Annotated in this window: 19 protein-coding genes; 9 read left to right on the top strand and 10 right to left on the bottom strand. The window is 73.7% G+C overall.

The features are described 5' to 3' along the window. Positions 1-15: 15 nt before the first annotated feature. Together Sru01_RS21210 and add are read left to right on the top strand one after the other, a co-directional pair. Entirely contained in the window at positions 16-786 is a 771-nt protein-coding gene (locus Sru01_RS21210; protein WP_203989178.1) for a class I SAM-dependent methyltransferase, read from the top strand. A 72-nt stretch (positions 787-858) separates the two neighbouring features. Further along, positions 859-1,926, top strand: coding sequence for an adenosine deaminase (gene add / locus Sru01_RS21205; RefSeq protein ID WP_203989176.1), 1,068 nt, complete (start codon positions 859-861; stop codon positions 1,924-1,926). A gap of 5 nt (positions 1,927-1,931) precedes the next feature. Here the strand turns inward: add and pgl are convergent, their stop codons facing one another. From pgl to tkt, 6 genes are all read right to left on the bottom strand, one after another. Further along, positions 1,932-2,705, bottom strand: a complete 774-nt coding sequence (gene pgl, locus Sru01_RS21200) for a 6-phosphogluconolactonase (RefSeq protein WP_203989174.1) — start codon at positions 2,703-2,705, stop codon at positions 1,932-1,934. Between the two features lie 157 nt (positions 2,706-2,862). Next, positions 2,863-3,759 carry a glucose-6-phosphate dehydrogenase assembly protein OpcA gene (locus Sru01_RS21195; protein ID WP_203989210.1) on the bottom strand — a complete coding sequence of 299 codons (897 nt, stop codon included), beginning with the start codon at positions 3,757-3,759 and terminating at the stop codon, positions 2,863-2,865. Positions 3,760-3,826: 67 nt separating this feature from the next. After that, complete coding sequence (gene zwf / locus Sru01_RS21190) at positions 3,827-5,590, bottom strand: glucose-6-phosphate dehydrogenase (RefSeq protein WP_239137621.1); 1,764 nt, start codon at positions 5,588-5,590, stop codon at positions 3,827-3,829. Beyond that, entirely contained in the window at positions 5,590-7,221 is a 1,632-nt protein-coding gene (locus tag Sru01_RS21185) for a phosphoglucose isomerase-related protein (protein ID WP_203989172.1), read from the bottom strand. The genes zwf and Sru01_RS21185 overlap by 1 nt, the downstream gene beginning before the upstream one ends. A gap of 79 nt (positions 7,222-7,300) precedes the next feature. After that, entirely contained in the window at positions 7,301-8,410 is a 1,110-nt protein-coding gene (gene tal, locus Sru01_RS21180; protein WP_203989170.1) for a transaldolase, read from the bottom strand. A 12-nt stretch (positions 8,411-8,422) separates the two neighbouring features. After that, positions 8,423-10,534: a transketolase gene (gene tkt / locus Sru01_RS21175; RefSeq protein WP_203989168.1), complete on the bottom strand. Its 2,112-nt coding sequence runs from the start codon at positions 10,532-10,534 to the stop codon at positions 8,423-8,425. Between the two features lie 525 nt (positions 10,535-11,059). On the opposite strand from tkt, the gene Sru01_RS21170 reads away from it, so the two are divergent. Beyond that, positions 11,060-11,995, top strand: coding sequence for a heme o synthase (locus Sru01_RS21170; RefSeq protein ID WP_373869533.1), 936 nt, complete (start codon positions 11,060-11,062; stop codon positions 11,993-11,995). On the opposite strand, the gene Sru01_RS21165 is transcribed toward Sru01_RS21170, so the two are convergent. From Sru01_RS21165 to Sru01_RS21155, 3 genes are read right to left on the bottom strand one after another with little or no spacing between them, the layout of a single operon-like run. After that, the gene (locus Sru01_RS21165; RefSeq protein ID WP_203989164.1) at positions 11,947-13,281 is read right to left on the bottom strand and encodes an MGH1-like glycoside hydrolase domain-containing protein; all 1,335 of its coding nucleotides are present in this window, start codon (positions 13,279-13,281) and stop codon (positions 11,947-11,949) included. The genes Sru01_RS21170 and Sru01_RS21165 overlap by 49 nt on opposite strands. Then, positions 13,278-14,063 (bottom strand): sugar phosphate isomerase/epimerase family protein, encoded by a 786-nt coding sequence (locus Sru01_RS21160; RefSeq protein WP_203989162.1) that lies wholly within the window; start codon positions 14,061-14,063, stop codon positions 13,278-13,280. The genes Sru01_RS21165 and Sru01_RS21160 overlap by 4 nt, the downstream gene beginning before the upstream one ends. After that, entirely contained in the window at positions 14,060-15,100 is a 1,041-nt protein-coding gene (locus Sru01_RS21155) for a zinc-dependent alcohol dehydrogenase (RefSeq protein ID WP_203989159.1), read from the bottom strand. The genes Sru01_RS21160 and Sru01_RS21155 overlap by 4 nt, the downstream gene beginning before the upstream one ends. A 156-nt stretch (positions 15,101-15,256) precedes the next feature. Between Sru01_RS21155 and Sru01_RS21150 the strand changes: the two genes are divergently transcribed. The 6 genes from Sru01_RS21150 (at position 15,257) to Sru01_RS21125 (ending at position 21,884) form a co-directional block, all read left to right on the top strand. Beyond that, positions 15,257-16,627, top strand: coding sequence for an ABC transporter substrate-binding protein (locus tag Sru01_RS21150; protein ID WP_203989157.1), 1,371 nt, complete (start codon positions 15,257-15,259; stop codon positions 16,625-16,627). Next, positions 16,624-17,619 (top strand): carbohydrate ABC transporter permease, encoded by a 996-nt coding sequence (locus Sru01_RS21145; RefSeq protein WP_203989149.1) that lies wholly within the window; start codon positions 16,624-16,626, stop codon positions 17,617-17,619. The genes Sru01_RS21150 and Sru01_RS21145 overlap by 4 nt, the downstream gene beginning before the upstream one ends. Next, positions 17,616-18,488, top strand: coding sequence for a carbohydrate ABC transporter permease (locus tag Sru01_RS21140; protein WP_203989148.1), 873 nt, complete (start codon positions 17,616-17,618; stop codon positions 18,486-18,488). The genes Sru01_RS21145 and Sru01_RS21140 overlap by 4 nt, the downstream gene beginning before the upstream one ends. Positions 18,489-18,499: 11 nt before the next feature. Then, entirely contained in the window at positions 18,500-19,639 is a 1,140-nt protein-coding gene (locus Sru01_RS21135; RefSeq protein WP_203989146.1) for an ROK family transcriptional regulator, read from the top strand. A 136-nt stretch (positions 19,640-19,775) separates the two neighbouring features. Further along, positions 19,776-21,176 (top strand): PrsW family intramembrane metalloprotease, encoded by a 1,401-nt coding sequence (locus tag Sru01_RS21130; RefSeq protein WP_203989143.1) that lies wholly within the window; start codon positions 19,776-19,778, stop codon positions 21,174-21,176. Positions 21,177-21,401: 225 nt separating this feature from the next. Next, the gene (locus tag Sru01_RS21125) at positions 21,402-21,884 is read left to right on the top strand and encodes a cellulose binding domain-containing protein (protein ID WP_203989141.1); all 483 of its coding nucleotides are present in this window, start codon (positions 21,402-21,404) and stop codon (positions 21,882-21,884) included. 390 nt (positions 21,885-22,274) lie between these two features. Here the strand turns inward: Sru01_RS21125 and Sru01_RS21120 are convergent, their stop codons facing one another. Further along, on the bottom strand, positions 22,275-22,982 hold the full coding sequence (locus Sru01_RS21120; protein ID WP_203989139.1) for a SanA/YdcF family protein: 708 nt from the start codon (positions 22,980-22,982) through the stop codon (positions 22,275-22,277). Between the last annotated feature and the right edge of the window lie 5 nt (positions 22,983-22,987).

The following is a 22,987-nucleotide window of genomic DNA, read 5'->3' as shown; positions in this document are numbered from 1 at the left end:
TTACCGGGAGGGCTCATGGAGACGGTGTCGCGCACGGTGGCGCAGCGGTGGATCGAGCGCTGGGACCGGCAGCAGGAGGGATATCTGCCGGACCGGGAGGAGCGGTTCACCGTGCTGATCGACGCGGTGGAGGCGGGAACGGCCCGGCCGGACCCCTTGGTGCTCGACCTCGGCTGCGGCCCCGGCTCGCTGAGCGCCCGGCTGCTGGACCGGCTGCCGGCCGCCACCGTGGTGGCGGTGGACGCCGACCCGCTGCTGCTGGCGCTCGGCCGGGCCGGTCACGGGGAGCGGCCGGGCCTGCGGTTCGCCGAGGCCGACCTGCGCGCGCCGGGCTGGGCCGCCGGCCTGGGGCTGCCCCGGCCGGCCGACGCGGCGGTCAGCACGACCGCGCTGCACTGGCTGTCGGAGGAGGGCCTGCGGGTGCTGGCCGCCGAGCTGGCCGGGGTGCTGCGCCCGGGTGGGCTCTTCCTGAACGCCGACCACCTCGGCGTCCAGGACGCCGCCCCCGCGCTGGCCCGGCTGGAGGCCGAGCTGCGCGAGCGGCTGACCCGGCGGCGGTTCGGCGGTGACATGCCCGAGGACTGGCGGCAGTGGTGGGACGGCGTCAACGCCGACCCGGCGCTGGCCGGGCTGGCCGAGCTGCGCCAGAGCACCGGGTCCGCGCACAGCGGCTTCGAATCCCTGCACCTGGCCACGCACGCCGGCGCGCTGCGGGCGGCCGGGTTCGCCGAGGTCGGCACCCTCTGGCAGCACGGGCACGACCGCCTCCTCGCCGCGATCCGCTAATCTGACGAAATAGTGTGAGATTCGCGGTTATTCGCTTTCATCAGGGCGGTGGCACTCCCTAGGGTCGGCGCCATGACAGACACCACCCCGTCCGTCCCGGGGTTCGCCGCCGTACCCGCCCCGGAGTCCACCGCCGCGTTCGCCGCGGCGCTGCCCAAGGTCGAACTGCACATCCATCTGCAGGGTTCCGCCTCGGTGCCGACGGTCCTCGAGCTGAGCCGCCGGCATCCGGGCGGGCCGGTGCCCACCGAGGAGCGGGCGCTGCGCGAGTTCTACGCCTTTCGCGACTTCCCGCACTTCGCCGAGGTGTACGGGGCGGTCAACGCGCTGGTGCGCGAGCCGGAGGACGTCGCGGCGCTGATGACCGGGGCGGCCCGCGACCTGGCCGCCCAGAACGTGCGGTACGTGGAGATGACCGTCACCCCGTATGCCCACCAGATGATGGGCATGCCCAAGAAGGCGATCACCGAGGCGCTGGACATCGCGGCCCGCCAGGCGGCGGCCGGCGGTGTCCAGGTGGGCTACATCTTCGACATCCCCGGCGAGTTCGGCACCGAGGCGGCGCGGGCCACGGCCGATCACGCGCTGACCGAGCCGCCGGAGGCGCTGGTGGGGTTCGGGCTGGGCGGGATCGAGCAGGCGCGGGCCCGCTACCGCGACGCCATCCGCGACGCCTTCGCCGCGGCCACCGCGGCCGGGCTGCACAGCGTGCCGCACGGCGGCGAGATGACCGGTCCCGAGACGATCTGGGAGGTCATCGACGGGCTGGGCGCCGAGCGGATCGGGCACGGAACCTCCTGCCTGGCCGATCCGCGGCTGGTGGCACACCTGCGCGACACCCGGATCCCGCTGGAGGTGTGCCCCACCTCCAACGTGTGCACCGGCCAGGTGCCCGACCTGGCGTCGCACCCGCTGCCGCGGATGCTGGAGGCCGGGCTGTTCGTCACGCTGAACAGCGACGACCCGCCCATGTTCGGCACCACGCTGACCCGGGAGTACCAGGTGGCCGCCGAGACCTTCGGGCTCGGACCGGCCGAGCTGGCCGGCCTGGCGCGCAACGCCGTGCACGCCTCGTACCTCGACGAGGCGGGCAAGCGGGCGGTGCTGGCCGAGATCGACGCCCTGCCGCTTCCGGCCTGAGCCGGTCAGCGGGCCGCGGAGCGCACCAGGGACGCCGGTAGCTTCCCGGCGGCGGCCCGGTCCAGCATGAACAGCGTGCCGGCCCGGCCGCGCGCCCCGGCCGCCGGCACCTGGATCGGACCCGCCCCCTGCAGCGCCAGGTGGACGGCGGTGGCCTTGTCGGCGCCCGCGGCGACCAGCCATACCTCGCGGGCCGCCGCGATGCTCGGCCGGGTCAGCGTGATCCGGGTCGGCGGCGGCTTGGGCGAGCCGTGCACCGCGGTGACCGGCCGCTCGTCGTGCAGCGCGGGCATCTCCGGGAACAGCGACGCCACGTGCCCGTCCGGGCCGACACCGAGCAGCAGCACGTCGAAGGACGGCACCGGACCGTGGTCCTCCGGCCGGGCCGCCGCGGCCAGCTCCTCGGCGTACCAGGCGGCCGACTCCTCCGGGGTGAGACCGGAGTCCGGGCCGGCCATCGGATGCACCCGGGCCGGGTCCACGCCGACCTGGTCGAGCAGCGCCTGGCGGGCGCCGGTCTCGTTGCGCTCGGGGTCGCCGGCCGGCAGGAAGCGCTCGTCGCCCCACCAGATGTCCAGCCGCCGCCAGTCGACCGCGTCGCGCGCCGGGGTGGCGGCGACCGCGGCCAGGGTGGCGATGCCCATGCCGCCGCCGGTCAGCACCAGGTGGGCCGACCCGCGGGCGGCCTGGGCGTCGACCAGCCGGGTGATCAGCCGGGCCGCGACGGCCTGGGCCAGGACGCCGGCGTCCCGGTGTACGAGAACCGTAGGCACACTCACGAGCTTCTTCCGTTCCGTCGATCTGGTTCCTTGCACCGGCCGGGGCCGCGCGGGCTCGGTCGGCCGGGCCGCCTACCGGGTGCGGCGCGGCCTTCTCGCGTGCCGCGGCCGGCGCGGCGCCCGGTACCGCGTCCGCGGACGCGGCGCGGGGGCCTCCTCACCGGTGGTGGCGGTCCGCGACCCCTTTGATGGCCTCCTCGTACACCTCGTCCGGATCGAGCCGGCGCAGCTCCTCGGCCAGCAGCTCGGAGGTGGGCCGGCGGGCCAGCGCGACGTGCCGGTCCGGGCGGCCCGGCCGCTTGAGCGTCGCGGTGCGCGAGTCGTGCCGCTCGATGACGACCTCGCCGTCCGAGATGCGCAGGTGCACGGCGGTCAGCCCGGGGCCGCGCGACTCGCGTACCGAGATGTCGGCGCCCAGCGTCTGCGACAGCCACACCGCGAGCAGTTCGGCGCTCGGATGGCCCGGCTCGGCCTCGACGTACCCGTCCCGCACCTTGCCCACCGGCTGGTCGAACGCGGCGGCCAGCAGGCTGCGCCACGGGGTGATCCGGGTCCAGGCCAGGTCGGTGTCGCCGGGGGAGTAGCCGTCGATGCGCCGCCGGATCGCCGCCAGCGGGTCGGCCGCCGAGCGGGCGTCGGTGACCCGGCGCTGCCCGAACCCGCCGACCGGGTCCTTGCCGGGGATCTCCGGCGCGTCGCCCGGCCACCACACCACCACCGGGATGTCGGGCAGCAGCAGCGGCGACAGCACCGAGTCGGCGTGCCCGGTCAGCTCGCCGTACAGCCGCAGCAGCACCACCTCGCCGGTGGTCATCTCGCCCACCCGCAGCTCGGCGTCCAGCCGGGTCGCCTCCTCCCGCTCCCGCGGGATGACCGCGAGGATCCGGGAGGGGTGCTCGCGCGAGGCCTCCGAGGCCGCGCGCACCGCGTCGTACTGGCGGCTCTCGTCGGACACCACCACCAGGGTCAGCACCATGCCCACCGCGGGGGCGCCGACCTGGTGGCGCAGCCGGGTGAGCTGCGCGGAGATCTCCGAGGCCGTGGTCGACCCCATGAGGAAACTGGTCACAGCGCCTCCCGTGTCACGTCGCGGGCACCGGCACGCGCGCCGGTTCCGCCCCTCACAGCCGCCGCCAGGCGCGGCCGTCGCGGGCCATCATCTCGTCGGCGGACGCCGGGCCGCCGCTGCCCGCGTCGTAGCCCTCGGGCTGGGAGCCGTCGGCCGCCCAGTGCTCCTCGATCGGATCCATGATCATCCAGGACAGCTCGACCTCGCGCTGGTGCGGGAACAGCGGCGGGTCGCCGATGAGGACGTCCAGCAGCAGCCGCTCGTAGGCCTCGGGGGAGGACTCCAGGAAGGCCTCGCCGTAGGCGAAGTCCATGTTGACGTCCCGCACCTCCATGGCGGTGCCCGGCACCTTGGAGCCGAACCGCACGGTCACCCCCTCGTCCGGCTGGATCCGGATCACCAGGGCGTTGTGCCCGAGAATCTCGGTGTCGGTCTTGCTGAACGGCAGGTGCGGCGCCCGCTGGAACACCACCGCGACCTCGGTCATCCGGCGGCCGAGCCGCTTTCCGGTGCGCAGGTAGAACGGCACGCCCGCCCACCGCCGGTTGGCGATCTCCAGCCGGACGGCCGCGTAGGTCTCGGTGCGGGAGTCCGGTGGGATGCCGTCCTCCTCCAGGAAGCCGCGGACCGGCACCCCGCCCTGCCAGCCGGAGACGTACTGCCCGCGGGCGGTGCCCAGGGACAGGTCCTCCGGCAGGGTGACCGCCTCCAGCACCTTCTCCTTCTCCCGCCGCAGCGCCGAAGGGCCGAACGCCGTCGGGTCCTCCATGCCGACCAGGGCGAGCAGCTGCAGCAGGTGGTTCTGGATGACGTCCCGGGCCGCGCCGATGCCGTCGTAGTAGCCGGCCCGGCCGCCGACGCCGATGTCCTCGGCCATGGTGATCTGCACGTGGTCGACGTACCGGCGGTTCCAGATCGGCTCGAACAGCGTGTTGGCGAACCGCAGCGCCAGGATGTTCTGGACGGTCTCCTTGCCCAGGTAGTGGTCGATGCGGAACACCGAGTCGGGCTTGAAGGCCGAGTCGACGATGCGGTTGAGCTCGCGGGCGCTCTTCAGGTCGTGGCCGAACGGCTTCTCGATCACCACCCGGCGCCAGGCGCCCTCCGGCGGCCGGGTCAGCCCGGTGCGCTTGAGCTGCTCGATGATCACCGGGAAGTACTTCGGCGGGGTCGAGGTGTAGAAGGCGTAGTTCCCGCCGGTGCCGCGCGTCTCGTCGATCTCCTTCAGCGCCATGGCCAGGGCGTCGAAGGCGCCGTCGTCGTCGAAGGAGCCCGGCACGAAGTGCAGGCCCTCGCAGATCTGCTTCCACACCTCCTCGCGGAAGGGGGTGCGCGCGTGCTCCTTGACGGCGTCGTGGGTGATCTGCGCGAAGTCCTGGGCCGCCCAGTCGCGCCGGGCGAACCCGACCAGCGAGAAGCCCGGCGGCAGCAGCCCCCGGTTGCCCAGGTCGTAGATCGCCGGCAGCAGCTTGCGCTTGGCCAGGTCTCCGGTCACCCCGAACAGCACCAGCACGCACGGCCCGGCCACCCGGGGCAGCCGCTTGTCGCGCGGGTCGCGCAGCGGGTTGGCCTCGGCGACCTCGATCGTGGTGGCGGTGCCGGCCACCGCCTGGGCGGCGGTCCGCGACTCGTCCTGCGCCGCGAGCGACTCGGGCCCGCCGTCCCGTGCCGGGACGTCGAACTCGTGCGCCACCGGCTCGCCGCCCGCCGGTGGCGTGGAACCGGCCGATCCGGTCGGGTCGGTCGAGTTGCTCGGATCGCCGGACGGCGTCGGTCCGTTGCCGGGCTGCGGGCCCGGCCCCTTGCTGTCGTTCATCAAACCTCCCGTGCGGCGGCGAGCAGGTGCCTGACACCGGCCTCGCGATCGGTCAGGTGCAGGCGGACGGCGGGCCGCCCCCGGCCCCGCAGCGCGTCCAGGTCGCCGAGGGCCTGGGCGAGCTGGAGCCGGCCGAGCGTGTAGGGACGGCCGGGGACCGGCAGGTCGTCGGGGACGTCGCCGGTGATCTGCAGGAAGACGCCGTCCTGCGGGCCGCCCTTGTGGTACTGGCCGGTGGAGTGCAGGTAGCGCGGCCCCCAGCCGAAGGTGACCGGGCGGTCGGTCCGCACGGCCAGCAGCCCCTGCAGGGTGGCCGCGTCATGCGCGGCCCAGATGTCGGTGAGCACCTCGAAGGAGGCGTCCGGCGGGACCGGCACCTCGAAGGCGGCCTCCCGGTCCAGGAAGGCCGTCACGGCGAGGTAGCCGCGCTCGGGAATCGCCGAGAGCAGCCAGGTCAGCGCACCGGACAGATCCTTGACGTCGGCGGGCAGGTCGCCGTACGCCTCCACCGGCCCATCCACCAGCACCGGGGCGCCGGTGGGCAGCGGGCCCTCACCCGCCTCGGCCAGGATGCGCGCGGTGCCGTCCTTGGCCTCGGCGACGTTCGGCTGGTCGAAGGGGTCGACGCCGAGCATCCGCCCGGCGATGGCGGTGGCGTACTCCCAGACCAGGAACTGCGCGCCGAGCGGCCCGTCGGCCCGCACCGCGCCGTCGGTCGCGATGCCCGCGACGATCTCGTCCGGCACGCCGGTCGGCTCGCCGCCGGCGACCGGCAGGATGCCCCGGCCCTGCTTGCCGGTCGACTCGGCGACCAGCTGCTCGATCCAGTCCGGCAGGCCGGTGGTGGCCGACAGGCTGGCGTCCAGCACGAGCTTGTCCCGGCCGGCCAGGGCCGCCGCGCCGAGCGCGGCGCCGAGCTCCAGCCCGGGGTTGCCCTCGGGAAGCGCCAGCAGCGGCCGCACCTCGGCGGCCTCGTCCAGCAACCGGGCGACGTCCGCGCCGGCCAGGGCGCTCGGCACCAGGCCGAACGCGCTGAGCGCGCTGTAGCGGCCGCCCACCCGCGGGTCGGCCTGCACCACGGTGTACCCGGACTCGATCCCGGTCTGCTCAAGCGGCGAGCCGGGGTCGGTGACGACCAGGATCCGGGTGGCCGGGTCGATCCCGGCGTCCCGGAAGGCCCGCTCGTACAGGCGGCGGTGCGCGTCGGTCTCCACGGTGGTGCCGCTCTTGCTCGCCAGTACGACCAGGGTGCGCTCCGGCCGGTCGGCCAGTACCCGGCGCACCTGGGCGGGGTCGGTGGTGTCCAGCACGGTCAGCGGCACGTCGGCGGAGGCACAGATCACCTCGGCGGCCAGTGACGAGCCGCCCATCCCCGCCAGGACGACGTGTTCCACCTCCTGCTCGCGGGCCCGCTCGGCGAGTTCGGCCAGCCGCGGCAGCAGCGACCGGGAGGTGGTGGGCAGGTCCAGCCAGCCGAGCCGGTCGGCCGCCTGCGACTCGGCGGCCGGCCCCCACAGCGTGGGATCCCCGGCCGCGAGCGCCTCGGGGACGCCGGCCGCGGCCAGTTCCCGCGCCGCCTCGGCGGCGCGCGCGGCCAGGGCGTCGTCCCCGAACGTTATCGATGCTTCCATTCCCCTGTATCTCTCCTCGCGAAGGCCGGCCGCCGGTGCCCCGCCCGGCCCGGTGCGGGCCGGGCGGGGCACCGGTGTGTCAGCGGGCCTTCCGCAGCTCGGTCTCGACGGTGCCGAGCAGCTCGTTCCACGAGGCGACGAACTTCTCCACGCCCTCCTCCTCGAGGGCGCGCACGACGTCGTCGTAGTCGATGCCCACCCGCTTGAGCGCGGCCATGGTGTCCCAGGCCGCCTCGTAGGAGGAGCGGACGGTGTCACCGCTGATCCGCCCGCCCTCGGCGACGGCGTCCAGCGTCTTCTCCGGCATGGTGTTCACCGTGCCGGAGGTCACCAGGTCGTCGACGTACATCGTGGGCGCGTAGTCGGGGTTCTTGACGCCGGTGGACGCCCACAGCGGGCGCTGCGGCCGCGCCCCGGCGGCCTTGAGCGCCTGCCAGCGCGGGCTGTTCATGACCTCCTCGTAGGCGGCGTAGGCCAGCCGGGCGTTGGCGACGGCGGCCTTGCCGCGCAGCTCCAGCGCCTCCGGCGTGCCGATCTTCTCCAGGCGCTTGTCGATCTCGGTGTCGAAGCGGCTGACGAAGAAGGACGCCACCGACTCGATGCCCGACAGGTCCAGCCCGGCCTCCTTGGCCCGCTCCAGGCCGGTCAGCCAGGCGTCCATGACGGCGCGGTAGCGCTCCAGCGAGAAGATCAGCGTGACGTTGACGCTGATGCCCTCGGCGAGGGCGTCGGTGATCGCCGGCAGCCCGGCCAGGGTGGCCGGGATCTTGATGAACAGGTTGGGCCGGTCGACCAGCCACCACAGCGCCCGCGCCTCGGCGAGCGTCTGCTCGCCGCTCTCGTTGGCCAGCCGCGGGTCCACCTCGATGGACACCCGGCCGTCCACCCCGCCGGTGACGTCGTACACCGGGCGCAGCACGTCGGCGGCCCACCGGATGTCATAGGTGGTCACCGCGCGCACCGCCTCGCCGATGTCCACGCCGCGCACCGCCAGGTCGCGCAGCTGCACGTCGTAGGCGTCGCCCTTGCTCAGCGCGGAGGCGAAGATCGTCGGGTTGGAGGTGACCCCGACGACGTTCTTGTCCCGGATCAGGGACTCGAGGTTGCCGGTGCGCAGTCGCTCGCGGCTGATGTCGTCGAGCCAGATCGACACGCCCTGGTCGGTCAGAGCCTTCAGGTTCTCACTCATGTCTGGCATTCCCTAGTTTCCGGTTGTCTGGCCCTTGTCGGCGCCGGTCTTGGCCAGGCTTCCCTTGGCCGCGGCGGCTACACGCTCGGGGGTCAGGCCGAACTGCTCGTACAAGGTCTTGTACGGGGCGGAGGCGCCGAAGTGTTCAAGGCTCACCACTTCTCCCACCTCACCTACGAACCGCGCCCAGCCCAGCGCGATTCCCGCCTCGACGGCGACCCGGGCGCGCACCGCCGGCGGCAGCACCGTCTGGCGGTAGGCGTCGTCCTGGGCGTCGAACCACTCCACGCACGGCATGGACACGACGCGGGTGGGGATGCCCTCGGCCTCCAGCAGCTCGCGGGCGCCGACGGCCAGCTCCACCTCGCTGCCGGTGCCGATGAGGATCACCGCCGGCTGCCCGTTGGAGGCGTCCTGCAGGACGTACCCGCCCTTGGCGACCTTCTCGTGATCGGCGGTGCCCTCGTAGACCGGCAGGTTCTGCCGGGTCAGCGCGAGGGCGGCGGGCCGGTCGGCGTGCTCGAGCACCGCGCGCCAGGCGCCCGCGGTCTCGTTGGCGTCGGCCGGGCGCACCACGTCCAGGCCGGGGATGGCGCGCAGCGCCCACAGGTGCTCGACCGGCTGGTGGGTCGGGCCGTCCTCGCCGAGCCCGATGGAGTCGTGCGTCCACACGTAGGTCACCGGCAGCTTCATCAGCGCGGCCAGCCGCACCGCCGGGCGCATGTAGTCGCTGAACACCAGGAACGTGCCGCCGTAGGGGCGGGTGCCGTCGTGCAGGGCGATGCCGTTGAGGATGGCGCCCATGCCGTGCTCGCGGATGCCGAAGTGCAGCGTGCGGCCGTAGCGGTTCCCCGGGAAGGCCTTGGTCTGGTACTCCTCGGGGATGAAGGACGGCTCGCCCTCCATCGTGGTGTTGTTGGACTCGGCCAGGTCGGCCGAGCCGCCCCACAGCTCCGGCAGTACCGGGGCGAGCGCGGTGAGCACCGCGCCGGACGCCTTGCGGGTGGCGACGGACTTGCCGGTCTCGAAGGACGGCAGCGCCTCCTCCCAGCCGGCCGGCAGCTTGCGGGCGCTCATCCGGTCGAACAGCGCGACCCGCTCGGGGTTGGCGTCCCGCCAGGAGTCGAAGCCCTTGCTCCACTCGGCGTGCAGCGCCCGGCCCCGCTCCACCACCTGGCGGGCGTGCGCGAGCACCTCCTCGGCGACCTGGAAGTTCTTGGCCGGGTCCAGGCCGAGCAGTTCCTTGGTGGCGGCCACCTCGTCGGCGCCGAGCGCCGAGCCGTGGATCTTGCCGGTGTTGCGCTTGTTCGGCGCCGGCCAGCCGATGATGGTGCGCAGCTTGATCAGCGTGGGCCGGTCGGTCTCCTCGACGGCGGCGCGGTAGGCGTCGTACAGCGCCTGCACGTTCTCCACGTAGTCGCCGGTCTCGGTCCAGTCGACGCTGAGCACGTGCCAGCCGTACGCCTCGTAGCGCTTGGCGACGTCCTCCGACAGCGCGATCGCGGTGTCGTCCTCGATGGAGATGTGGTTGGCGTCGTAGATGACGTTGAGGTTGCCGAGCTTCTGGTGGCCGGCGATCGAGCTGACCTCGTGGCTGATGCCCTCCTCGATGTCACCGTCGGAGGCGATCGCCCAGATGCGGTGGTCGAAGGGGCTCTGGCCGGGGGCGGCGTCCGGGTCGAACAGGCCGCGCTCGCGGCGGGCGGCCATCGCCATGCCCACCGCGTTGCCGAGGCCCTGGCCGAGCGGGCCGGTGGTGGTCTCCACCCCGATCGTGTGCCCGTGCTCGGGGTGGCCGGGGGTGAGGCTGCCCCACTGGCGCAGCGAGGCGATGTCGTCCAGCGTCAGGCCGTACCCGGAAAGGTACAGCTGGATGTAGAGGGTGAGGCTGGAGTGGCCGGCCGAAAGGACGAAGCGGTCACGGCCCGTCCACCCGGGGTCGGAGGGATCGTGCCGCAGGACACGCTGGAATAGCAGGTAGGCGGCCGGCGCCAGGCTCATGGCGGTGCCCGGGTGTCCCGAGCCCGCCTTCTCGACCGCGTCCATGGCCAGGGCGCGCACCACGTCGACGGCACGGCGGTCCAGGTCGCCCCACTCAAGTTCTGGCACGAGTTCGCTGCTCAACTGCTCGATCTCCTCATTGCTTTCGGGCGCGCCCGGCGCGTCATGGCGGCCCGGCCGGTCTGGGCTTTCCTCCCCACACCGGACCTTAACGGGTGGATCACCGCACTGTTACTGCGACGCGACATCCGAGGTACGACGCGGATTTTCACTTCTCCGGCGCTGGGTGTTCCTGTTGACCTGCCCGCCGGGCGCGGTCTGGAACGCGATACGCGTCACTTACTTTGCCGCACGCCGGCCGGCGCCGCGGGCCCGGACCCCGGCGACGCGCGGCCCGGAGACCCGCAGGGCAGGGGCAGGCGGCTGTCAGCGCGGCGGGCGGTGCGGCGGGCGGTGCGGCGGGCGGTGCGGCGGGCGGTGCGGCGGGCGGTGCGGCGGGCGGTGCGGCGGGCAGGGCATTCGCCCCCGATGCCGGGACCGACGGCCCCGCGCACTACAGTGATGTGTCATGTTGCCGGCCCGGGCCCGCAGTCAGGGATCCGTTCTGATCAGAGGTTACGCGTTGACCCCGCACCCGCTGGAAGCGCCTTGACGGTGCTGACGACCAAGCCACCGACGGTCCCCCTCTCCGGCGCCCGTCGTTCTCCGCTGGCCACCGTGCGGGCCTACGTCGCGCTGACCAAGCCGCGGATCATCGAGCTGCTGCTGATCACCACGCTGCCGGTGATGTTCCTGGCGGCCGGGGGCCTGCCGCCGCTGTGGACGGCGGTCGCCACCCTGGTGTTCGGCACCCTGTCGGCGGGCAGTGCCAACGCGCTGAACTGCTACATCGACCGGGACATCGACGCGACCATGCGGCGGACCCGCCGGCGGCCGCTGGCCATGGCGGCGGTGGAGCCGCGCAACGCCCTGGTCTTCGGGGTGGTGCTCGGCGCGCTGTCCACCCTCGGCCTGGGCCTGGCGGTGAACTGGCTGGCCGCCGGGCTGTCGCTCGGCGCCATCCTGTTCTACGTCTTCGTCTACTCGATGCTGCTCAAGCGGCGCACCTCGCAGAACGTCGTCTGGGGCGGCATCGCCGGCTGCATGCCGGTGATGATCGGCTGGGCGGGCATCACCGGGCGCCTCGACTGGGCGCCGCTGGTGCTGTTCGGCGTGGTGTTCTTCTGGACGCCGCCGCACACCTGGACGCTGGCCATGCGCTACCGCGACGACTACGCCGCCGCCGAGGTGCCCATGCTGCCGGTGGTGGCCACCGAGCGGCGGGTGGTGTTGGAGAGCATCGCCTACACCTGGGCCACCGTCGCCTGCTCGCTGCTGCTGTGGCCGGTGGCCGGCACCACCCCGCTGTACGGTGCGGCGGCGGTCGTGCTCGGCGCGGTCTGCCTGTGGGAGGCGCACCGGCTGCACGCCCGGCTGCGGGCGGGCAAGACCGGCCTGGCGCTGCGCCCGATGCGGTTCTTCCACTGGTCCAACGCCTACCTGGCGCTGCTGTTCCTCGCCGTGGCGGTCGACTCGCTGCTCTGAGTGCCGCCGGCCGCGTCCTCCCGCTCGGCGAGCACGTCCAGCACCAGGGCCGCGGTCCAGGCGAAGTCGTGGCAGCCGTGCCCGGCCAGGGTGACCGGGTCGAAGTACTCCCGCATGCCGGACCGGGCCACCGCGGCGAGCATCCCGCCGGCCAGCGCGTCCGCCGCCTCCGGCGCCCGGTGCCGCAGCCCGCGCCACAGCAGCCAGCTCAGGTTGATCCAGCTCGGCCCGCGCCAGTAGCGGGCCCGGTCGAAGCCGGGCGAGCCCGGGGCCAGGCTGGGCAGCGTGCCGCCGGCCACGCCGAACCGGTCGAGCGCGGCCCGGGTCAGCTCGGCGGCGATCTCCGGTGGCAGGCCGGGCAGGATCAGCGGGATCAGGCCGGCCGCGCTGCCCGAGTGCAGCGGGCGGCCGGTCCGCGCGTCCCGGGCGTGGAACAGGCCGTCCTGGTACAGGTGCCCGACCATCGCCGCGGTCGCCCGGGCCGCCTCCCGGCGGTGCGGTCCGGGGTCGTGCCCGCATTCGGCGGCGATCTCGGCCAGCGCCGACTCCGCCGCGGCGTACAGGGCGTTGAACAGCGGGTCGGCCACGGCGAAGGCGCCCGCCCGCCGGTAGCCGGTGTCCCGGTAGGCCCGGGCCAGCGCGATGTACCGGCCGTAGTCCCGGTCGGTGGGACGCTCGCCGGCGGCCACGTGCGCCAGGTCGCGGCGCGCGGCGCCGAGCGGCTCGGCGGCGACCGCGGCCAGCGGCCCGTCCCAGGCCGGGCTGTTGTCCATGCCCGACTCCCAGGGATGCACGATCACCAGCAGCCCGTCGGGGGTGCGCCGAGCGGCGCGCAGGAACTCCTGCTGGGCGACCAGGCGCGGGTAGATGCGCCGCAGGAACGCCGGGCAGGGGTCGGCCGCGTGCACCAGCCGGGCGGCCAGGGCGTGCACCGGGGGTTGCACGATGCCGGAGGTGGCCGCGCCGGACGGGGCGCGCGCCGCCCAGAAGTCCGGTCCGGGGAAGTAGGCGTCGGCCGGCACCGCCGGGTCGAACACGATGTGCGGCACCCGGCCGTCCGCCCACTGCGCGCCGAACAGGGTGGCCAGCTCCAGCCGGGCCCGGCGCGGCGCCCAGCGGGCGTTACCGATCGCGATGAACGCCGAGTCCCAGCTCCACTGGTGCGGGTACAGCCCGCGGGACGGCACGGTGTGCGCGCCGTGCCAGCCGGCGGCCAGCACTCGCACCGCGGCCCGGCGGATCCCGTCGGCGGCGGTCCCGGCCGGTCCGGCTGCCGGGGCGGTCACAGGTACCCGCGCAGGAACGCGGCGGTGCGGGTGAGCGCGGCAACCGGCTCGCCGCGCAGCCGGCACTCCAGCGCCAGGTGCCCGTCGTAGCCGATGGCGTCCAGCACGGCCAGGTGCGCCGCCCAGTCGATGTGGCCGGTGCCCGGCTGGTTGCGGTTGGACTCGCTGACCTGGACGTGGCCCAGGTACGGCGCGGCGTCCGCCAGCGCGCCGCACGGGTCGTCCTCCTCGATGTTCATGTGGTAGGTGTCCGCGGTGATCCGGACCGCGGGGGAGGCGCACAGCGCCGCGGCCTGCGCCAGCGTGTTGACCATGTGGTTCTCGTACCGGTTCAGCGGCTCCAGCATGATCAGCACGCCGTGATGGGCGGCCCGCTCGCCGAGGACGGCCAGCGCCTCGGCGAGCACCTCGCGGTCCTCCTCCGGCGGGCGCGGCGGGGTGAACGGCGGCAGCCGCAGCGAGAACTGGCCCCAGGAGGCGGGCGTGGTGACCCCGACGCAGCCGAGTTCCCCGGCGACCGCGAGCTGCGAGCTCAGCTGCCGCACCGCGTCGGCGCGCCGCCCGGCGTCGAAGTCGCCGATGAAGTGCGTCATGTCCACGCAGATCGTCGGCATGACCACCCCGCCGGCGAGCGCGCGGCGCAGCTCCGGCAGCCGGGCCTCCAGCGCCAGATCGCCGCCGCCGCGCAGCTCCAGCGCGTCGAATCCGGCCCGTAGCGCGATCTCGAACTTCTCCGGCAGCGAGTCGCCGGGAACCAGGTTCTCCTGGACGGCGAGCCTCATCCGGCGTCGCCGTCCGGGAAGGCGAACACGACCTGCAGCGCCTCGGCGGGCGAGCGGTCCAGGCGCGCGAACGCCTCGGGGGCGTCGGCGGCGTCCACCACGTGGGACACCAATGCGGCGGTGTTCACCTCGCCGGCCAGCGCCAGGTCCATGAACGTGCGCTGCAGCCGTTCGACGTCCCAGCGGTGCGCGAGGGTCACCGGCACCGCGCCGATCTGCGAGGAGACCAGCTGCACCTGGTTGTGGTGGAATTCCTCGCCCAGGCGCAGCCCGGTGCCCTCTCCCTGGTAGAAACCGGCCGCCACCACCCGGCCGCCGCGGCGGACCGCGCGGATCGCCTCGTGCAGCGCGGCGTGGCTGCCGCTCAGCTCGATCGCCACGTCCGCGCCGCCGGAGCCGTCCCGCAGCACCTCGGCGCAGGACGCGGCCCGCACGTCGACGACCATCGCCGCGCCGAAACGCTTGGCCAGCCCCAGCCGGGTCTCGATCGCGTCCGCGGCCACCACGCGGGCTCCGCTGAGCACCGCCAGCCGGGTGGCCAGCAGCCCGATCACCCCCTGCCCGAACACCGCGACCTGGTCGCCGAGCCGCAGGCCCGCGGCGTGCACCGCGTTCAGCGCGATGGCGCCGACCCGGGCGAACACGCCGATCAGCGGGTCGGTGCCCGGCGGCAGCACCCGGCCGGCCAGCCCGGCCGCGGGCAGCACCGCCTCGGCGCGGTGGCCCCACGAGCCCCACACCAGGCTGCCGAGGGGCGGCCCGGCGACGTCGGGCGCCGCTTCGACCACCCGGCCGACCTCCTGGTAGCCCCAGCCGGTCAGCGGATAGGCGTGGGTGACGCCGTCCATGAACAACCGGCGCGCGGGGTCCCAGCGCCGGCTGAGGTAGGGGTTGGTGCCCCGGTAGGCGGTCAGCTCGGTACCGGTGGACACCCCCGAGTACAGGGTGCGGACCCGCACGCTGCCCGGAGCCAGCGCGGCGGGCGGTTCGCTGGTCACGGTGACCCGGCCAGGGCGCTCGATGGTGACGACGTCCATCACCTTATGTCTCCTTTTCCGGCAAAAGATGGACTCTTGTAATTGAAGTACAACCTACTTTAAGAAGGTAATCAACACTAAGACGCCGAGATGTCATGGGTTGTCCAGGCTTAACCGGGGTAATGGCCGTTTCACCGCCCTACCAGGAGTGTCGCAATGCCGAAGAAGACCACCGCCGTTCTCTCCCTGTCCTTGCTCGTGCTTCCTCTGGCCGCCTGTGGCGGCGGCGACGAGGAGGGCGGGCAGGCCGCCGGTCCGGGCACCGTGACGGTGTGGACCCAGGAGAACCTGCCCGACCGGATGAACGTGCAGAAGGAGATCGCCGCCGAGTTCACCCAGAAGACCGGGATCAAGGTCGACCTGGTCGGGGTCGCCGAGGACCAGTTCAGCCAGGTCGTCACCGCCGCCGCGGCGGCCGGTGACCTGCCGGACGTCATCGGCGCGCTGTCGCTCGGCGGGGTGCGGGAGCTGGAGGCCAACGACCTCCTCGACACCGAGACCCCCGCCAAGGTCATCGACGGGCTCGGCCGGGACACCTTCGCCAAGCGGGCGCTGGAACTGGACGGGGCCGGCGGCAAGCCGCTCGCGGTGCCGAGCGACGGGTGGGCGCAGCTGATCCTCTACCGCAAGGACCTGTTCGAGAAGGCCGGGCTGCAGCCACCGGACACCTACGAGGCCCTCACGGCCGCCGCCGAGAAGCTGAACACCGGCGGCACCGCCGGCATCACCCTCGCCGTCGCGCCCAAGGACTCCTTCACCGCGCAGAGCTTCGAGCACGTCGCGCTGGCCAACGGCTGCGAGATGGTCGACGGCTCGGGCAACGTCACCCTGGACTCCCCGCAGTGCGCCCGCGCCTTCGACTTCTACGCCGGGCTGGCGAAGAACTACTCGGTGAAGGGCAAGCAGGACGTCGACTCCACCCGGGCCACCTACTTCGCCGGCAAGGCCGCGATGACCATCTGGTCGTCGTTCATCCTCGACGAGATGGCCGGCCTGCGCAACGACGCGCTGCCGAGCTGCGAGAAGTGCAAGGGCGACAAGGAGTGGCTGGCCAAGAACACCGGTGTGGTCACCGCGCTCAAGGGCCCGGACGGGCAGCCGGCCCAGTACGGCGAGATCGTCTCCTGGGCGGTCACCCGGGACGCGAACAAGGACAACGCCGCCAAGTTCATCAGCTTCATGATGAACGAGGGCTACGAGCGCTGGATCGGCATGGCCCCGGAGGGCAAGTTCCCCACCCGGACCACCCTGGCCGACAAGTGGGACGCGCTGCCGGCCGGCGTCGACACCAAGAAGCCGCTGTCGGAGGTCTACCCGGCCGAGGTCCTGGACGCGTTGCGCAAGAGCCCGGAGACCATCGCCCGCTGGGGCATCCCGCAGGGCCAGGGCAAGCTGGTCGGCGCCGCGATGGGCGAGCTGCCGGTGCCCAAGGCGCTCAGCGAGGCCGTCGCCGGCTCGCTCACCGGCCAGGCCGCCGCGGCCCAGGCCAAGTCCGGGGTGGAGACGATCAAGCGCGGCATCCGATGACCAGCAGTACCGACGCCGGGCCCGGCACCCCCGCCGGGCCCGCCGCCCCCCGCCCCGCCGCGCCGGCGCCGGCCGCCCCGCCCCGCGGCGGCTCGCTGCGCAGGCAGGAGGCGCGGGCCGGCCTGCTGCTGCTGTCGCCGACCCTGATCATCACGCTGGTCGTCGTGGTCGTCCCGCTGCTGTGGGCGGTCATGCTGGCCTTCCAGGACGCCCGGCTGATCAACATCCGGCGGACCGGCCTGTTCGGCAACTACACCCTGGAGAACTTCGGCTACGTCATCGCCCAGCCGGGCTTCTGGTCGTCGCTGGTCACCACGCTGATCTACACGGTCGCCGGCACCGCGCTGTCCATCGTGATCGGGCTGGTCGCCGCGCTCGCGCTGCGCGACCGGTTTCGCGGCCGCACGCTCGTCCGGGCGTCCATCCTGATCCCCTACGTCGCGCCGGTGGTGGCCGCCGCCTTCCTATGGGAGGTGATGCTGAACCCGCAGTACGGCATCGTGAACACCTGGCTCGGCGAGCCGATCGCCTTCCTCACCCAGCAGGAGGGCACCTTCCTCGGCGTCCGGGTGCCGGTGGCGCTGCTCACCGTGATCGCCTTCGAGGCCTGGCGGTACTTCCCGTTCGCCTTCCTGTTCATCATGGCGCGGCTGCAGGCCCTGCCGCCCGACCTGGAGGAGGCCGCGGTGGTGGACGGCGCCACCCCCACCCAGCGCTTCCGTTACGTGGTCCTGCCGCAGCTGCTGCGGGTGGTCGCGCTGCTGTCGGTGCTGCGGTTCGTGTTCACCTTCACCAAGTTCGACGACGTCTACCTGCTCACCGGCGGCGGCGCGGGCACCGAGGTGGTCAGCGTGCGGGTCTTCGACTTCCTGACCGGCCGCAACGACATCGGCGCCTCGGCCGCCCAGGCCCTGGTGCTGGCCGCGGTGCTGGTGGTCTTCCTGGCCGTCTACCTGAAGTTCTTCGCCGGAGAGAAGGAGGACCGGGCATGACCTCGGCGACCGGGCCGGCGCCGCTCAGCCGGGACCGCGTGGAGCGCGGCGTGCTGCGCGTGCTGCGGCCGGTGGTCATCGCGGTGCTGTTCGCGGTGACCGCGTTCCCCTTCCTGTACATGCTGATGCTCTCGGTGCGCGACATCCAGGAGCTCATCCTGGACCCTGGGTCGCTGTGGCCGCAGAGCTTCACGCTGTCCACCTACGCCGACGTGCTGGGCCGGCAGGGCTTCCTCACCTTCATCCGCAACAGCGCGATCGTCGCGGTCACCTCCGTCGCGGTCACCATGCTGATCTCCATCCCGGGCGCGTACGCCGTCGCCCGGCTGCGGTTCTTCGGCCGCCGGCAGGTGCACTTCCTGTTTCTGGCGGTCTACCTGTTCCCGGCGATCATCCTGGCCATCCCGCTGTTCGTGCTGTTCACCATGCTCGGGCTGCGCGGCTCGCTGATCGGGCTGATCCTGGTCTACATCGCCCAGACCGTCCCGGTCACCGTCTACATGCTGCGCAACTACTTCGAGTCGGTGCCGCCCAGCGTGGAGGAGGCCGCGTCCATCGACGGGTGCGGCCGGATCGAGACCATCTGGCGGGTGGTGCTGCCGCTGTCCAAGCCCGCGCTGATGGCCACCGGCCTGTACAGCTTCATGATCGCCTGGAACGAGTTCCTGTTCGCCCTGCTGTTCCTGGTGGAGAAGCGGGACAGCTGGACGGTGTCGCTCGGGCTGTCCCAGCTCGCGGGCAGCATCGAGATCCCCACCACCGTTCTCATGGCAGGATCGGTGGTCCTGACGCTGCCGATCGTGCTGATCTTCTTCGCGAGCGAGCGGTTGCTGACCGAGGGGCTGACCGTGGGCGCGGAGAAGGGATAGCGGTGAGCTAGGTGACGCTGACGGCGGGGCAGGCCCTGCAGCTCGTCCGGCAGGGCACCTGCCGGACCCGCAAGGAGCTGATCGAGCACACCGGGCTGTCACGCTCCACGGTGACCGACCGCGTCGACCGGCTGATCGCGGCCGGCTACCTGCGCGAGGCGGGTGTCGGGCGCTCCGGTGGCGGCCGCCCGCCCGCCATGCTGACCGTCGGCTCGCCCGGCCAGCTGGTGCTCGCCGCCGACCTCGGCGCCACGCACGCCACGGTCGCGGTCACCGACCTGGCCGGCGAGCCGCTCGCCGTGGAGCGCCTCGCCCTGCGCATCGCGCTCGGCCCCGGGCCGGTGCTCGCCCGGGTCCAGGAGGCCTTCGGCCGGCTGCTGGAGGCGGCCGGCCGGGAGGACGCCCGGGTGGTCGGCGTCGGCGTCGACCTGCCCGGCTCGATCGACCCGGCCACCGGCCAGGTGATCAAGTCGTTCGCCATGCCCGGCTGGGACGACCACCCGATCCGCGAGGACCTGGCCGCCGGCCGCGAGGTGCCGGTCGTGGTGGAGAACGACGCCAAGGCGATGGCCCTCGGCGAGTGGCGGGCCTCCTGGCGGGACTGCCCGTCCCTGCTGCTGGTGAAGGTCTCCACCGGCATCGGCGCCGGCATCGTGCTGGCCGGCGACATCTACCACGGCACCGACCAGGCGGCGGGCAACATCGGGCACGTCCGGTCCGGCGACTCCGGCGACCGGGTCTGCACCTGCGGCTCGCGCGGCTGCGTCGCCTCGGTGGCCTCCGGCCAGGCCATCGCCGACGACCTCGGTGTGGCCGGCAGCCGGGAGGTGGTCGAGCTCGTCCAGGCGGCGGACCCGGCGGCCATCGCCCGGGTCGGGGAGGCCGGCCGGACGCTCGGCGTGGTGCTGGCCACCGCCGTCAACCTGCTGAACCCCGGCGTCCTGGTGCTGGCCGGGGACATGGCCGAGACCGGTGAGCACTACCTGACCGGCATCCGGGAGGCCGTCTACCGGCACAGCCTGCCCTACGTCACCCGCAATCTGCAGATCGTCACCGGCCGGCTCGGCGACCTGGCCGGAGTGGTGGGCACCGCGTCGCTGGTGGCCGACCAGGTGCTCTCCGCCGGGGCGGTCGACGCGGCGCTGCGCTGACCGGGTGTGGATCCGGGTAATCCGGGAATGCCGCATATCCACGGCGGGGTCTGACGGGGTGATCAGGTGACGAGGGCGGACAAGCCGCATCATGGGCGGGCGGACAACTCGTGCCCGGTCGATTACGCTCGCCACCATGACCGGCCTTGATCCCCGCCGGGCGCTCAACGAGCGCCCGTCCGTCGGACTGATCATCGGGCTCGTCCTGGCGGGCATCTGTGCCCTGGTGTCGTTCTCCTTCGACATCTTCAACGGCGATCCCGTCCAGTTCTTCATCGCGCTCACCCTGGCGCTGGCCCCGGTGCCGCTGCTGCTGGCCGGCCTGCTCGCCCTGGACCGGATGGAGCCGGAGCCGCGCAAGGACCTGGCGTTCGCCTTCATGTGGGGCGCGGGGATCGCCGTGCTGGTGGCCGGGGTCCTCAACAGCCTGGGCCTGCGGTACGTGACCCTGGCCCTGCAGGACCCGGCCGGGGCCCGCGACCTGGTCGCCACCCTCGGCGCGCCGGTGGTGGAGGAGACCATCAAGGGCCTGGTCCTGCTCGGCCTGCTGCGCTGGCGCCGCCACGAGCTGGACGGCGTCACCGACGGCATCATCTACGCCGGCATGGTCGGCCTCGGCTTCGCCATGAGCGAGAACGTCAGCTACTACATCATGGCCCAGGACCAGAACGGCCTGCAGGGCCTGGCGGTCACCGTGGTGCTTCGCGGCGTGCTGTCACCGTTCGCCCACCCGCTGTTCACCTCCATGATCGGCATAGCGGTCGCCTACGCCGCCCAGCGCCGCGGCCCGGTCCGCGGCGGCGTCATCGTGGCGGGCTGGCTCGGCGCGATGCTGCTGCACGGCATCTGGAACGGCTTCACCTCCTACGCCGGGCTGCTCGGGCTGGCCCTGGCCTACGTCCTGCTGATGGCCCTGTTCTTCACCGAACTCGGCCTGATCGTGCGGGACCGGCGCCGCATCGCCGGCCTCCTGCAGCGTCACCTGCCGGCCTACGGGGGCCTCGGCCTGGTCACCGGCGCCGACATCCACATGCTGTCCACCCTGCACGGCCGGCGCCAGGCCCGCCAGTGGGCCCGCGCCCACGGCGGCGCGCCCGGCCTGCGCGCCATGCGCGACTACCAGGTCGCCGCCACCGAGCTCGGCCTGCTGCACGAACGCGGCAACCACGGCACCATCACCCCCGACGACTTCGAGAACCGGCGCGGCGACCTGCTGGCCTGCATGAGCGCCGCCAAGTCCGCCTTCCCCGTCCCCGCGCCCTACCAGGCGCCGGCCGCCCAGGGCACGGCCCCGCCGGGGTACGCGCCCGGGCACGACCCCCGGCACGCCTCCGCCTACCCGCCGCCCGCCGCCTACCCGCCGGGACCCGGGCCGGGGCCGGGCGCCCCGCCCGGCTGGCCGCCCGGTGACCGGCGGCCGCCGGCCGGGTGGCAGGGCGCGCCCGGCGACCGGCCGGCGCCGTCGGTGCCTCCCGGGCCCCCGGGACCTTCGGGACCGCCGTGGCCGGGGGGCGACGGTCGGCCGGAACACCGCTGACCGCCCGGCGATTGCCCGCCCGGCGATCACATGTTTCAATCGCGGTACGCGGATGCCGGTGGCGGGGCCATGCCACCCGCTGACGCATGCCCCCATGTGCCGTTCCGTGCCGTTGTGTGCTTCTTCTGTGCTCCTTCGTGTTCCCGCCGGCGTCACCGTCCGGTGTGGCCCCGGTCCGCCGCCTGCCGCGCGGCGGCGCCCCGAAGTGGAATAGAGGACTTCACCATGAGAACCACTCGCCAGGCGGTCGCCCTCGCCGCGCTCGCGGCGCTGGCCGCCACCGGCGGCTGCGCGGCGGCCGGCGCCGGCGGATCCGCCGCCGCCCCGGCCTCCTCCGCCCCCCTTGCCTCCTCCGCCGCGCCGTCCCCGCCGCCCACCCCGGCCGCCTCCCCGCCTCCGGTGACCTCCTGCGAGGCCGGCGTGCGCCTCACCCGGTTCCGCCCCGGCCGGTTCGAGGCGGAGGTGACCATCGAGAACACCGGCGCCGCCCCGCTCAACCAGTGGTACGTCCAGTGGATGATGCCGATGGGCATCACCATGACGCGGGCGTGGCACGGGATGAAGATGCAGAGCGGGCCGGTCGGCATGATCCACGCGCCGGAGAGCAGCCCGCGCCTCGCGCCGGGGAAGAAGGCGTCGGCGCGCTTCACCGCCACCCTGAAGAAGGGCGAGGATCGCCCCCGGTTCACCGACGTCACCTGCGGCTGACCGGCGCCCTGGCCCGGACCGCGGCGAAAGTTTCAGGTGTCGCGCCGAACGGAGGCGGTGGTGACCTGCGTCTTCGCCGGCGGCCGGTCCGTAGGGCGCACGCGGTGCTACAGCACCGGGCCGCCGGCGGGGTAGGGTCCGGCCCACCGTTTGGGAGCGCTCCCATTTGACCGTTCCGAATCGAGCAGGAGGTGACGCCACACGGACGCTGCCCCGGCGACCGCGTATGTTGCCGTGGTCCGCGGGCTTGCTCGCGCATCGCTCGCGGACATCGAAGGGATGTTCCGTACGGCCGGTGCCTGGCCGTACCACAGATATCTCGCCGGGCGGGGCCCGGCGGCGGACGTGCCTGCCCGCCGCCTCCCGCCCGGGCTTCGCCGTGCCCGGCGGTCACCGGCCGGCGCGCAGGGCCCGCTCCAGCGCCGTCTCCCGCGGCCCGGGGAACCGGGCCGGTGAATCGAGCAGCACCGCGTCCAGCACGGCCTTGGCGTTCGCGCCGAACTCCCGCAGCGCGTACACCCAGGTCTGCACCGGCCACCGGGCGGCCGAGTCGTCTCCGACCCCGAAGGCGTCCAGGCCGGCGGTGCGGCAGAGCGTCACGGCCCGGGGCAGGTGGAAGGCCTGGGTGATCACGGTGACGCGGCGTGCCCCGAACACGTCGCGCGCCCGCACGCACGAATCCCAGGTGTCGAAACCGGCATAGTCCAGCACCATCGCCCGCGCGGGCACCCCGCGGCGCACCAGGTGGTCACGCATCACCGTCGGCTCGTCGTACCCGGGCCGGCCGTTGTCCCCCGACAGCAGCAGCACCCGCACCCGGCCCGCCCGGAACAGGGCCGCGGCGACGTCCAGCCGGGCGGCCAGCATCGGCGTCGGGACGCCGTGCCACAGTCCGGCGCCGAGCACCAGCCCGACCGGGGCCGCCGGCACGGCCCGCGCCCACTCCGGGCCGGTCCACGCGATACGGCGGTGGCCGGAGCTCGCCAGCCACGCCCAGGTCATCGGGGCCAGCGCCAGCACGCTCAGCGCGACGGCCGCCTGGAAGGCGCGCCGCCGGGCCCGGCGGGACCAGCGGTGCGGCAGTGGAATCGAGGGCATGCCCT

It is taken from the genome of Sphaerisporangium rufum, from assembly GCF_016863395.1.
Classification (GTDB): domain Bacteria; phylum Actinomycetota; class Actinomycetes; order Streptosporangiales; family Streptosporangiaceae; genus Sphaerisporangium; species Sphaerisporangium rufum.
The sequence above is the reverse complement of the archived record's forward strand: the minus strand, read 5'-3'. Positions and strand labels throughout refer to the sequence as shown.